The 13,352-nt window shown below is 61.7% G+C and carries 10 protein-coding genes; 3 read left to right on the top strand and 7 right to left on the bottom strand.

Annotated elements, in window-relative coordinates:
* Positions 1–52 precede the first annotated feature (52 nt).
* Positions 53–700 carry an alpha/beta hydrolase gene (locus AC1DON_RS15245; RefSeq protein ID WP_476935672.1) on the top strand — a complete coding sequence of 216 codons (648 nt, stop codon included), beginning with the start codon at positions 53–55 and terminating at the stop codon, positions 698–700.
* An 8-nt stretch (positions 701–708) separates the two neighbouring features.
* A complete protein-coding gene (locus AC1DON_RS15240; RefSeq protein WP_476935671.1) occupies positions 709–1,308 on the top strand; it encodes an alpha/beta fold hydrolase in 600 nt (199 codons plus the stop codon).
* A gap of 65 nt (positions 1,309–1,373) precedes the next feature.
* On the opposite strand, the gene AC1DON_RS15235 is transcribed toward AC1DON_RS15240, so the two are convergent.
* From AC1DON_RS15235 to AC1DON_RS15220, 4 genes are read right to left on the bottom strand one after another with little or no spacing between them, the layout of a single operon-like run.
* Entirely contained in the window at positions 1,374–1,739 is a 366-nt protein-coding gene (locus AC1DON_RS15235) for a hypothetical protein (protein WP_476935670.1), read from the bottom strand.
* A 49-nt stretch (positions 1,740–1,788) separates the two neighbouring features.
* Entirely contained in the window at positions 1,789–3,177 is a 1,389-nt protein-coding gene (locus AC1DON_RS15230) for a serine hydrolase domain-containing protein (RefSeq protein WP_476935669.1), read from the bottom strand.
* Between the two features lie 59 nt (positions 3,178–3,236).
* Positions 3,237–3,683 (bottom strand): hypothetical protein, encoded by a 447-nt coding sequence (locus tag AC1DON_RS15225; RefSeq protein WP_476935668.1) that lies wholly within the window; start codon positions 3,681–3,683, stop codon positions 3,237–3,239.
* A 23-nt stretch (positions 3,684–3,706) separates the two neighbouring features.
* A complete protein-coding gene (locus AC1DON_RS15220) occupies positions 3,707–4,843 on the bottom strand; it encodes an anhydro-N-acetylmuramic acid kinase (protein ID WP_476935667.1) in 1,137 nt (378 codons plus the stop codon).
* Between the two features lie 81 nt (positions 4,844–4,924).
* On the opposite strand from AC1DON_RS15220, the gene tyrS reads away from it, so the two are divergent.
* Positions 4,925–6,184, top strand: a complete 1,260-nt coding sequence (gene tyrS, locus AC1DON_RS15215; protein WP_476935666.1) for a tyrosine--tRNA ligase — start codon at positions 4,925–4,927, stop codon at positions 6,182–6,184.
* 3 nt (positions 6,185–6,187) lie between these two features.
* Here the strand turns inward: tyrS and AC1DON_RS15210 are convergent, their stop codons facing one another.
* From AC1DON_RS15210 to AC1DON_RS15200, 3 genes are all read right to left on the bottom strand, one after another.
* Positions 6,188–7,483 (bottom strand): alpha/beta hydrolase family protein, encoded by a 1,296-nt coding sequence (locus AC1DON_RS15210; RefSeq protein WP_476935665.1) that lies wholly within the window; start codon positions 7,481–7,483, stop codon positions 6,188–6,190.
* A gap of 10 nt (positions 7,484–7,493) precedes the next feature.
* Entirely contained in the window at positions 7,494–8,834 is a 1,341-nt protein-coding gene (locus tag AC1DON_RS15205; protein ID WP_476935868.1) for an amidohydrolase family protein, read from the bottom strand.
* A gap of 247 nt (positions 8,835–9,081) precedes the next feature.
* Positions 9,082–13,167: a hypothetical protein gene (locus AC1DON_RS15200; protein ID WP_476935664.1), complete on the bottom strand. Its 4,086-nt coding sequence runs from the start codon at positions 13,165–13,167 to the stop codon at positions 9,082–9,084.
* Positions 13,168–13,352: the final 185 nt, after the last annotated feature.

Raw genomic sequence — 13,352 nt, 5'->3', positions numbered from 1 at the left:
AAGAATTATGCGCTGCGGTGCAAAAAGATTTTTGAACTACTCAAGGTGATGAATGCCCGAAGTCATACTGGCCGGAGCCGCCGGACGCATCGAAGCCCGCTACACACAGGGCAAGACCGAGAACGCGCCCATCGCGCTGATCCTGCACCCGCACCCCAAGGCGGGCGGCCATATGAACAATCCTGTGACGGTTCAGCTGTTCCACCTGTTCATGACGCGTGGTTTCTCGGTGCTGCGCTTCAACTTCCGTGGCGTGCAAAAGAGCCAGGGCGAGTTCGATTCCGGCATCGGTGAGCTTGCCGACGCCGCCACGGCGCTTGACTGGTTGCAGTCGAAGAACCCGACCGCCGCCCAGTTCTGGGTCGCCGGCTATGATTTCGGCGCCTATATCGGCATGCAGTTGTTGATGCGCCGCCCGGAAACCGACGGCTTTATTTCGGTGTCGCCGCCGACCAATGCCTATGATTTCAGCTTCCTGGCGCCGTGCCCGGCGTCCGGCATGTTCCTTCACGGCGGCAACGATTCGATCGTGCCGACCTCCGAAGTCGACCGCGTCGTCGCCAAGCTGCGCACGCAAAAGGGTATCCAGATCGACTCGGAAGTCATTCCGGACGCCAACCACTTCTGGACCGAACACTTAAGCGAAGTCGAACGCCATGTCGGTGGCTATATCGACAAGCGGATGGCTGCGAAGGCGTAGACCTGGTTATGGGACGGCTGTTCTTCCTGCCTGGTGTTGGTGGCTCGGCGGCCTTTTGGCGGCCCCTGGGCGATCAACTGCCGGCCGATTGGGACAAGGTCTATTACGGCTGGCCGGGGCTGGGTGAAAATCCGGCGGATCCCAAGGTCAATTCCTACCATGACCTGGTGGCCTTGGTTGAAGCGCAACTGGGCGATGAACCGGTCGATCTGCTGGCGCAGTCCATGGGCGGCGCCATTGCCCTGACCGTGGCCTTGCGCAATCCCGACCAGGTGCGGCGGATTGTGCTGGCGGTGACCGCCGGCGGGATGGACGTGTCAGAGTTGGGTGCCGTCGATTGGCGTATCAATTACCGTGAAGAGTTTGCCCACGTCGCCGACTGGGTGATGTCGGAGCGTCCCGACGTATCGGCGCGCCTGGCTGAGGTCCGTCATCCGTGCCTGCTGATCTGGGGCGACAATGACCCGATCAGCCCGCTTGCGGTCGGCCAGCATTTCGCGGCCCACTTGCCGGACGCAAGTCTGATGGTGGTGCCGGGCGGGCAGCATGATCTGATCCACGCAAGGGCGGACGAGTTGGTGGAAGATATCCGGCAGTTTCTGGAATAGTGCCGCCCCTCCTCCCCACCGCTTCGCGCTAGGGAGGAGGGAGTGTGTGGTTCCTGCCCTACTTTTTAAGCCGGGCAGCGGATAAAGTCGGACCTGCCCAGGTCGCCGACACCCGTCATTGACAGGCTGTTGCCGCCATCGGACAGCTTCAGCTCACGCGTGTCGCGAAAGATCTTGCCTTCGGCGTCCCAGTTGGCGACGACCTTGATGCGCGTCGCGCTGGTCTCTTCGACGGATTCGACGATGCCCACGCCGTCATAAAGGCTCAACGCCGACGCGCTGACCAACAGGCCGTTTGTGTCTTCATCGAGATCGTTGCACCCCTTCAGCGAAGTGCTCCAGTCGCCCTGAAAGGCCGTGGGGATGGCGGGGCTTTGCGCCGCGGCGCTGGTCGCCAGTCCGACAAGCAATACGCACACTATCAGCCGCATGACATTCCCTCCTCAGTCGCGTGACAAGCTTATGCCACGAGAAGGGCGTCTAGTTAACAGCCGACACCAGGAATTGATCGAATTTTCCATCCTTGGTGACGAAGACACTTAAGGACAGGAGTTTCTCGCCAACACGCAGGCGATAGGACCGTATGTCCATGCCGCCGCGCTTCGATGACCCCTGCATTTGCAAAGTGACGACTTCACCCAGGGCGCCAAGATATTGCTTGTGATCCGCAAGCGCTTTGTCACTCAGGTAGAGATTGAAGTTATCGGTGAAGCGCCCGCGGTCTGCCTGGCCCGCCTGTAATGCCTTGAAGGTCGTCAGCACTTCTGCGTCGACGCCGGTCGGGGGCAGAAGCTGGAAGGCGATGCGGTCGGAGATTTCGGTAAAGGCATTGCCCGACATCGAGTTAGTCAGCACGACGATGGCCACGCCGTCATCGGGATAGATGCGGTTGCTGGTCAGATAGCCCGCGCCCTCGCCGGTATGCGACACGATCTTGCGGCCGTTTGATTCACGCACGAACCAGCCCATGGCGTAGCCTGTGTCCTTGCCGTCGTTGAGTTTGATCGTCCTGACCTGCTCTTCGTAGGTGGCAGCTTTGAACAGCGACTTTTTCAGAATGCTCAGGTCCCATTTGGCGACGTCCTCGGCCGTCAGGATGAGCGGCCAGGCGGCAAAGGTCCAGTTGCGTCCTGCAAGCGGCGTCAGGCGGTTCGGACCCAGGCCCTGGCGCTGGTAGCCCAGCGCATCGGGCGCCTTGAGGTCGACCGCCCCGGCATCGAGCGCATCATCGATGCCGACTGGCTTGAGGATACGGTCCTGGATGAACTGGAACAGCGGCTTGCCCGAGGCCTTTTCGGCGATCAGGCCGGCGACGACATAGCCGGTGTTCGAATATTGCCACTCGTCGCCCGGCTGATAATCGAGCGGCGCCTTGGCATAGGTGTCGGCGATCGCCTTTGCCGTGGTCGGCTTGGTCACCATCTCCATGACGTAGTCCTGCGGCCAATAGTCGGAATAGCCCGAGGTGTGGCTGAGCAGCTGGCGGACAGTGATCTTGTCGGCTGAGGTCAGCTCCGGGAGCCACTTCGAGACAGTGTCATCGAGCGACAGCTTGCCGTCTTCGGCCAGAGCCAGTACGGCGGCGGCGGTAAAAGCTTTCGAAACGGAAGCGATCTGATAGCGCGATTTTGTGGTCGCTTTCACCTTGCCATCGATCGCCGCCAGGCCGAAGGCCTTGGAGTAGACGATCTCGCCGTCCTTGACGATGGCGATCTGGGCGGACGGCGTCCGGTTGACGGCGATGGCGGATTGGGCGGCCGAGTCGATCCTGGCCACGGTTTCGACCGGCAGTTCGCCAGCCAGCGCAGAGACGGCCGACAACAGCAAGACAATGCCCGCGCCGAACCCGATAGATGATTTGCCCGCCATGATAGCCTCCTTAAATAGTCGCTTATGTGACTACCATGGCTAGGCTGTATGACAAGCCGTTATGCGCAGCGCGTGCGAACGCCGGCCTTGCCTTCGTCGATGGTCAGGGTCTTGCCATCGTCGGTCAGGACCATGTGCATGGAACTGGTCCAGGTATCGCCCTCGCCTGCCATGGCGACTTCGGCGACGATATCGGTCGGACTGTTGATCTTGACGCTTTTGACCGTGCCGCCGCTCTCGAAGAAGCTCAATTCGGTCGCGGCGATATCGAGCTGCATCTGGCTGCGATACTCGGTGCTGCACGGCTTGGGGCCTTCGTCCCACTTGCCGACAAAGCCCGCCGGCAGGGTGGCGACGGCTGCGGCCGACGACACCGGCGCGGCGCTCGAGACAACGCTGGATACGGCTTCGGATTGAGATTCCGAGGCGCTGTCGACCGGTGTTTGGGTTTGCGGCGAACAGGCCGCCAGACACAGAGCGGCTACCAGTAGAATATGTGTTTTCATCTTGTCCCCCTTTTGGGCCCGCTTTAGCTTGCCATGGAATGTGTACGCGTCTTCGGATAACTGACCTTGCCGCCGGTGAGCGGTGCTTTGACGCCCGTCGTACCGGGGAAGGAAATCGGCAGGTCTTTCAGCGACCGCGCTGCCATGTAGGCGAAGGCTTCGGCCTCGATGGCTCCGCCGCGCCAGCCCAAATCTTCAGCCAGCACGACCTTGGCCGGTGCCAGCGCCTCGCGGATCTGGCCGACCAGATGTGCATTGTGGCGACCGCCACCGGCGAGGATAACCGACTTCGGCTGCGCGCCGACGGCGTTGATACCCGCCAACAGGCTTTGCAAGGTAAAGGCGCTCAATGTCGCCATACCGTCTTCGCAGGAGAGATCTGTCACGGCATCAAGCGTAAAGTCGTAGCGGTCGAGCGACTTCGGCGCCACGGCTTTAAAGTAAGGATGCGCCATATATCCCGCGACGATATCGGCGTGGACCCTGCCCTCAGCGGCGATGCGGCCCTCGTGGTCGTAATCGCCGCGGCCATGACGGCGCATCCATTGGTCCATCAAGCCGTTGGCTGGCCCGGTATCGAGCGCCGTCAGGGTCAGGTTTTCATCGATCAGGGTGATATTGGCGACGCCGCCCAGATTGACGACGACGACGGGCAGGTCCAGTCCCGCCTTCTGCGCCAGGGCGCGGTGATAGACGGGCGCGAGCGGCGCCGCCTCCCCGCCCGCCTGGATATCGGCCTGGCGGAAATCGCAGACGACAGTGACGCCCACGGCATCGGCAAAAGCCTGGCCGTCGAATAGCTGGACGGTGCGGCCGGGCACGCCATTGCGCGGGCGCTCATGCAGCACGGTCTGGCCATGGACGCCGATGGCATCGAGGTCGCTGTAGGCCAGGCCATTGTCTTTCAGAAATGCCGCTGATGCCGACGCATGCCAGTCGACAAGCGCTGAACGCGCTTCGGCAAAGATGGCAGGTTCGGCGTCACCACGCGGCCACGACAGCGCCGTCTTGACGGTGGCTTCGAGCAGGGAACGTGTCTCAGGCGGCATGGGCATTTCCGCCCACGGCCCAAAGGTGAGCTGGGAATCGCCGTCGGTGTCGATGACGGCCATATCGATGCCGTCGAGTGACGTTCCGGTCATAAAACCCAAAACTTTCATGACATTTCCCTGCACGCTCTTGACTGTGGCGGATGGCGGGGTCACACAGCACCCCTTCTTTTCTCATACTGCACCCATATCATGACCGAGCAAAGCTTCAAATCCGACCTTCTGCGCACGCTTTCGATGCGTGGCTTCATCCATCAGTGCACCGACGCCGAGGCGCTCGATACCCTGGCGGCTGCGGGTCCGATCACGGGCTATATCGGCTTCGACGCCACGGCGTCGTCGCTGCATGCCGGCAGCCTGGTGCAGATCATGCTGCTCTACTGGCTGCAGCAGACCGGCCACAAGCCGATTGTGCTCATGGGCGGCGGTACGACCAAGGTCGGCGACCCGACCTTCAAGGACACGCAACGGCCTCTGCTGACCGATGAACAGATCCAGTCGAACATGGACGGCATCAAGCAGGTCTTCTCGAAGTTCCTGACCTTTGGCGATGGCCGGAACGACGCCATCATGGTCAATAACGACGACTGGCTGTCGAAGTTCGGCTATATCGAATTCCTGCGCCTGTTCGGCACGCACTTCACCATCAACCGCATGTTGACCTTCGATTCGGTCAAGCTGCGCCTTGAGCGTGAACAGCCGATGACCTTCCTGGAATTCAACTACATGCTGATGCAGGCGGTAGACTTCCGCGAGCTGAACGAAGCCTATAACTGCGTGCTGCAGATGGGCGGGTCGGACCAGTGGGGCAATATCATCAACGGCGTCGAGCTGACGCGCCGCATGAATACCAAGGCGGCGTTCGGCCTGACGACGCCTTTGCTCACCACCGCATCGGGCGGCAAGATGGGCAAGACGGCCAATGGCGCTGTCTGGCTCAATGCCGACATGCTCAGCCCATATGACTACTGGCAGTACTGGCGCAATGCCGAAGACGCCGATGTTGGCCGCTTCCTGCGCCTGTTCACTGCCCTGCCGCTGGATGAGATCGCCCGCCTCGAAAAGCTGGAAGGCGCCGAGATCAACGAGGCCAAGAAGATCCTGGCCGACGAAGCGACCAAGATGGTTCACGGGCCTGAGGCCGCTGCCACCGCGCGCGACACGGCCCAGAAGGCCTTCGAGCAAGGCGTGCTGTCGGCTGACCTGCCGACCTTCGAAGTTCCGGCGGCGGAGCTTGAGGAAGGCATCATGCTGGCGGCGCTGACGACGCGCATCGGCCTGACCCAGTCGAACGGCGAAGCCCGCCGCCTGGCCCAGGGCGGGGGCTTGCGCGTCAACGACGTGGCGATCAGCGACGGCAACCAGTTGGTCACCAAGGCCGATCTCAATGCCGAGGGCGTCATAAAGGTCGCCCAGGGCAAGAAGAAGATCATTCTGGTAAAGCCCGTTTAAGGGCTATGGCTTCCCGTCCGGCAACGGACGGGAGCGTCCGTAAGTGCGGTCCGCCTTGCCGATGACCCAGTCGCCAATAAGCCGGAAATAGCCGTCGGTGACGCGTGTCCGCGTGCGCGTGCCGTCGGGCTTTTCGACGAACTCATTCATGCCGTGATCTGTGTCCGGGAAGATGTAGACGTCGAACGGCTTGCCCTGGTCCCTGAACCCTTTCAGCGCCGCGACGGTCTCGGCTATAGGTGCTTCGCGGTCCTGCTCGGCGATCGTCCACAGCAGGGGAACGCGCAGACGGCTCAGGACCGGCTTTGAATCGTAGTCCCAGATGAGTTCCATATTGTCGAATACGGCGCGGCCGATGCGGCGCAGATCACTGTCGGACATCCGCAGCATGTCCCCGCTATATTCGCCATTGATCGGCCGCGTCCACTTTTCGTTGGCAGTCTCCTTGCGCAAGGCCTCCAGCGCCGCGAAACCTGACGTAAAGTGCGACGTTACAATGGCTGCGGTGGCTTTCGACAGCCGCCTTATCTGCGCCTTGTCGTGATCGTTGAGACCCAGGGTTTGCGCTTCCAGCAGCATCTGGTCGCGGTCTTCGGCGATGGGGGCTGCAACCAGCCCAAATCCGACGGCGACAAAGTCGACATTCGATCGTGTGGCAGCCAGCGGCGCGACCCAACCACCCTGGCTCTGGCCCCAGTATCCTGACCGGTCGAAACGGCCGCGCATCAGGGTTTGCGCGTGGCTCATCGCAGCAGCGGCATCATCGGCCAGCAGTTCGAAATTCTGTGTGTAAAGCCCGTCGGATTGCCCGGTGCCGCGTTTGTCGTAGGTGAACACCGCGACGCCTTGCGCCGCCAGCATAAAGGCGCGGTTGTTGCCCATCGCGGGTTCGGCTTCTGAGCCGTGGATCATGACGACCAGAGGGCGGACACCCGGCCCCACCGGTTCAAGCAGCTCTCCCGCAAGGACGGCGCCCGCCACCGGGATTTTCTCCGCCGTCCGTTTGAACTCCCGTTTATCAAGGCGAAGGGTTTCAGACCCGGCAGTCAGGAAAACATGTCCAGCCTGGCATTTGACGGGGCTCGTCGGCGACACGGTGCTTCCGTATCGCCCGTCCAGCAGCAGGTAGCCCATGCCGGGAAACGGAATCCAGTCCTTCGGCTCAAGCACGACGATGTTCTGCTCCGGTGCACCATAGGCTCCGGCTTCGCAAGCGGGCTCGGCGGAATGGGCCGTCGTGGCCGCAGCCAGGGCGAGGACTGCGGCCGTCAGCACGCCCGTTTTGATGGCAAGCGTCACTGTAATCCCCCTAATGGCCGGCCGAGTGTTTTTCGACGGCCTCAAGCCGCGTCTTCAAATCCTGTGCGGAATGCCATTTGCCGTGGGTAAAGACGCCGTGCACGTCGGCTGCGTTGTCGATGTCAGCCAGCGGGTTCGCGCCCAGCAGGATGAAATCGGCGCGTTTGCCGACCTCGACAGTTCCCGCCCGATCGAATTCGCCCAGATACTTCGCCGGATTGACCGTCGCTGCCTGCAACGTCTCATACGGCGTCAGGCCGGCCTTGACGAACAACGCCATTTCCTGATGCAACGCAAATCCCGGCGTCAGTGCGCCGAACGCGTCCGAGCCTGTCAGAAGCGGAACACCGGCGTCGTGAAATTCCCGGGTCAGGGTCAGCAGGGTCTTCATATTGTGGTCGAAATGCCCTGCCACGCTGGCGGGATCGCCCATGGACTTGAGGAATGGCGCAAAGACCGGCACCAGACCAGCGCGATATTCGTTCTTGTCCTTGTCCAGGCTCTCGCGGCGCATGCCTTCGGGCAGGTATTTGAGGCTTGGCTCACTGGCCAGCGTGGCAAAGGCCTCGTCCGAAACGTATTTCGGTATCATGGCGTAGATGATGATCGTAGGGTCCCAATAGACACCGGACTTGGCGACGTCCCTGGCGATGTCTGCGCGGTAGGCGCGGTCTTCGAGATGCGAGATGTTGTGGTAATAGGCGGTCAGGAAGTTCCTGATACCGCCCCTGTCCTCATTGCCGAATTTGGCTTCCCGGCCCAGGCTGGCATCGCGGGACATGTAGAGCAGTTCTTCGATGTGTTCGACGCAATCCATCCGCAGCGTCTGCGCCAGCGGCATCATGTGCTGGCCGTGCCCCCGTATGCGGAGCTTGCGTTCGCGCGCGCCGGTGATCAGGGCGTCGTAGAGTTCTGGCGGCAGGTCGCCGTGGATCTTGATGGCGTCGTAATGGCGGTAAGTGGCCTCCAGCAAGGTCCGGTGCACATCTTCCAGTGACTTGACGTTGTTGCTTTCAAGCTGCGGACCGCTGACCAGATAACGCGGACCGTCCATGGCTCCGGATGCGATACCGGCGCGCAATGCAAGATGGTCGACCTTTCCGTCGCCATCGGCAAGACCCATGTTAAAGACAGTCGTGACGCCGGCCGCCAGATTCAGGTCGAAAAAGTCCTGACGGGGCATGCGCAAATGCACGTGCATGTCCGACAAGCCTGGCATCAGGTACATGCCGCCGCCGTCAACATGCTTTGCCGAACGATACTGGCCAGATTTATGGATGTCGGTGATCGCGACAATCGTGCCGTCGCGCACCACGACCGATTTGTCGCGCTGCACGACCGCCTTGGTCATCGGCACGATATTCACGTGATCAAAAACAAAATCCGCCTGTCGTGGTTCAGATGCCTGTACGCCTGTAGCAAGCCCGGTACAGGCAAGAAAAAAGGTCACAAATGTTAGTATTTTCCGCATGACACCTGCCTGAACTTGTTCCTATGGATAGGAGGCCCGCATACCGGCTTGCGGATGCAGGGTCCGGAATTAAATTTACGTAATCAGGCAGTGGCGCCGCGTCAGCCTGTCGGCGAAATGCTCGGGCTTAATTGACTGCCAGATCGGCCGTCTTGTTGCGCAGGGCCCGGACGGCTTCCTTGGTTTCGGGCAGGTCCAGCGGCGCAATCGGGTCCTTGCGCTGGTCGTTTTCCCAGACCTTGATAAAGCCCGGCATGATGACTGACAGAGGATCGACCCCGACCTGAGGCGTCTTGAAGGCACCCTTGACGTCGTACTTGATGCCAACCAGGCCCAGGCCGTTCGACTTGACGTCGCCGAACAGGGCATTGATGCGATAAGCCGGGATCAGCGTGCCGTTCAGAGCCATGGTCTTGTCACCAAGGTCGGTCGTGCCCCAGACATTGATGCCCAGCGCCTTGCCCTTGGCCCAGCCGTTGCGGATGAACAGGGTGTCACCACGATAACGTACGGGGAACTCGAAGTCGGTAAAGGCAATGCCTTCGCCGGTCAGGGTATCGTTCAGGCCGGTCATAGACGCAACGGTGAGAAGTTGCGCCAGGACCGGGATCTGCTTGACGCGGATATTCTCGCCGGCAACACGCGCATCGACCTGGCCGTCGCGATAGGCGCCGGTCACCTCGGCCTTGCCGCCATAGACATTACGGACGCCGCCATAGGTCCTGAGCAGATTGCCGAAATCGTTGGTGCGGAGGTTGAACAGGCTGTAGGCGCCCTGCGACTGGAAGGCGATGGCGACGGGTGTATTGCCGATCAGATTGGCGGTGCCCTGCCCGTCCAGGCCGCTCAGGCCGTCCCAGTTGACGTCCATCTTGACCTTGGTGAAGGCGCCGTCGGCCGAGGTCTGAAGGTTGTCGAGATCGACAACGAAATGCGTTGGGGTCTTTGCGGCCGCAGTTTGGGGTTGCGCGCCTTGAGCAGGTGCAGAGGCCGTGGCCAAGGTCTTGTCGCGTTCGTTCTCCAGCCATGGCCGGAGGTCGAGCTGCTTGCCGCTGATCGACAGGACATTGATACCCTGCGCCGGCAAGACGTAGTTCTTGAACGTCACATCTATGAAGTTGCGCAGGTAGAGGTTTGAAAAATCGGCGAATTCCAGATCACCCGTCGCATTGAACGAGGCGCGGCCGTCGATCCGGATGCGGTCACCCGTGGCGATGATGCGTGACAGGTTGACGCCGCCGCGTTTGCCAGAGTCAACGCTCTGTTCGTCAAACGACACGCTGAAATTGGCCGTTTCGCCCGAAGGTTTGATCCAGTCTGTGGCGCGCACGCCCAGCTCGGCCCTGGTGGCATCGACATTGGCGATGGCTGCGGGATGGCCTGGCGTGTCGTAGAGGGTAAAGACCGAACCGAGATTGCCGCTGATCTGTACCGGAGTCTGCGAATAGCCGAGCGCCGCCAGGATCTTGTCGTTCACCGTGCCGCGTACCTGGAGCGAATAGTCGATCTGGCTGCGGGCCTCGCGCGTCGGCATATCGAAATCAATGGTTTCGCCCAGCATTCTCACCTGGCCGATCAGCTTCTGCTGGGTCTGCTGCCACAGGGCCGTGACCTCGATCGGCGCAGCCGGCGTGAAGAAGGCTTTTGGCAAACCCAAGGTCGCCCAGTCCTGAGGCTTGAGCTTTGTTGTCAACCGGCGCAGCAATTCGTCCGAACCCGGCTGTTCCGACCAGCCGAGCACGGCGTTGATATCGTCAAGCTTGATCAGGGCTTCCTTGGACTCGCCATCGAGCGCCACATTGACGGTCAGGTGGCGCGGATCACTGAAGACCGGCAGGGCGCCATAGCCAAGCTGGCGCGCCTCGTCCGGGGTGATCGTTGCCTGATAGACCAGACGCGGCAACTGGCCGTCGATATAGGCGACATCGCCTGACAGGCTTTCGGCCTCGACGCCGCCGCTCCAGATATCGCCCGAGCGCAGCAGGGAAATCTGAGTCGGCGTCTCGGTCTTCAGGCGCTCGAACATCGGCAGCCCTTGGGCAACCATGCCCGACGCTATGGTGACGCCAGAGATGTCAACTTGCGATGGGCGGGCTGGATCGTCAGAGCCTTCATTGGTCCAGGCGACGTCACCGCGGAAGATGTCGGCCTCGACCTTGCCCCTGCCCTTGCCATCCTGGACAAGGAACTGGCCGGTGATGGCGACGGGCACGCGCGGGCTGCCGCCGAACTGGGCGGCGTTGAACTGGCCCGTGAAGTCGATCGTCTGGGCCTTTGGGACGAACTGGGTGCGGTAGGAGATGTCACCGCGATACGGGCCGACTTTCGCCGGACCCGCTACCACGAGGCTGTTGGCCAGCAGGTCGCCGCGCACCTTGAGCGCACCGTCGTACAGGTCCCAGCCGAGCGCGGCCTGTTTCAGCCCGGCATCGGCTATGGTCGCGTCGAAGGTCAGGCCGAAATTCTGGTTGGTTATGCGGCGCAGCGTCGGGAAGGTGATGTCGAGCCGGACGGTTGACTGGCCCTGCATGCGATCGCGGTTGAGGCCGCTTTTCTTGAGCTGGCCATCGGCCATCGGATCGACGGCTTCGATGACCTTGACGGCGTCACCCATGCTTTCAACCCAGATATGGGTTTCGGTCGAATGGTCGTGGAAGCTGGGGACCAGCAGGCCGCCCTTGGTCATCTGGACCTCGACCATGCGCCCTTCCGCAACGTCCATGGCGAAACTATTGCCCTTGAGGATAGCGTGGCCCTTCAGGCCCTCGGCGTCTGGCAGCTTTTCATGGGTGCCCAGCTTGACGTTGGCGAAGTCGAAATCGAGCCGTAGGTTTTCGTCACTAAGATTGCTGAATTCACCCGGCTTCACCTTGAGGACAAAGTCGGCATTGGCGAAGTCGCCGTCGCGGATGCGTTCGATCAAATCGCTCCGCAATATCCCCGACAGGTCTTCGGGCCAGAAGGCAAAGACTTCTTCCTTGGTGAAGCGGCCTTTGATTTTCGCTGTCAGATCGGCGCCCAGCTTGCCGTCGCTGCCGGTATAGACCAGGCCTTGCGACTCCAGAGGCGCGCCGTTCAGGCTGCCGGTCGCCGTGTCAAAACGAAACTGGCGTCTGGCCGGGACGAAGCTGCCGCGCACATGGGCGTTGGTCAGGGTCTGGCGGGCGAAGTCGTCGGCCAGGCGGCCGGTTACGCGCGGCCCGGCGAAGTCAAAGGTCAGGGCCAGGTCGCGCTTCGCCTTGCGGTCCTCGGGCTGAATCTGCACCCAGCCATGCAGGTCGGTGTCGAGCAGGTGGGCCTGAACCTTGAAGGTGCGGAAGACGACGGTGCGATTGGCCGAGGCATAGGTCGCCTTGATGTCGGCGCCGTCGAAGATTTGCCGCTCATTGCCCAGTGTCAGGTGGCCCTTGCCGGCAGTCAGGTCGATGAACGCGCCTTCAAAGCCGCGCAGGGCGCTGTAATCGATACGCGCGCGGCCATTGACCGGGGCATCGACCAGGGCCAGGTGCTTTGTCACGCCAGCCGACGGAAAGACGCGCGCCGGGTTGAGATTGCGAACGTCGGCGGTGATGACGGCGCGTTTCAGGCCGACCTCACCCGAAGCATCTGCCTTGATGGCGGCGTCCGAGCCGGGGCCAGCGATCGTCAGGTTGATATGGCTGATCAGCTTGCCGCGCAGCTTGGTGAAGTCGATATTGGCGATCTTTGCTGTCCATTGCAGGCCGGTGCCCTGCTGGCGCAGGTGAAATTCGCCGTTCTTGACCGCCAGTTGGCGCGTAAAGCTGGCCGGGCGGCCCAGCGTTTCCTGGCCGGTCAGGTCATAAAGGAAGTTGTCGAGCGGGCCGGCTGCGCCAGGGCTGCCCTGGGCCTCATAACCCAGGTCGTAACGGCCTTCGCGCGATACCGACGCCGCCACGAAGAAGTCGTCGGCCGTCAAGCGCGCCGGCGCGAAATGCAGCAGAAGCAGACTGTCCGCGGCCAGGGCGGTTTCCAGCTTGCCGGCGCGGACGATCACCCGGTTCCGGGTGTCCTGGACGATCAGGTTCTGGAAGCGGAAACCGATCGCCCGGGCGTCGCCGAACCAGGCGAGATCAAGATGGCCGATGCTGGCGCGGGTATTGGGCAGGTGCGCTTCGATGCGGTTGACCAGAATGGGACGCAGACCATCGACCCGTATGGGGCCCGCTGACAACCGCAGTCCTAACGCGATCACGCACAGCGCCACGCCACCCAGAAGGATCAGGCGATAACGGCGTCTGATAGCGGCAAGCACGCTTTTGACGGGCGAAACGGCGGAAATAGCGGTTACTCTTTTATCGTTCTTGTTGGCATTAGCCCGCCGGTCTGGCGCCGGTTGTGGACATTCGGTTCAGCACCATAGACGAATGTCCGCAAAAC

The sequence above is a fragment of the Asticcacaulis sp. P4_H10 genome (assembly GCF_056400965.1).
Note: the sequence above shows the minus strand (reverse complement) of the source record. Positions and strands in the feature narration are given on the sequence as shown.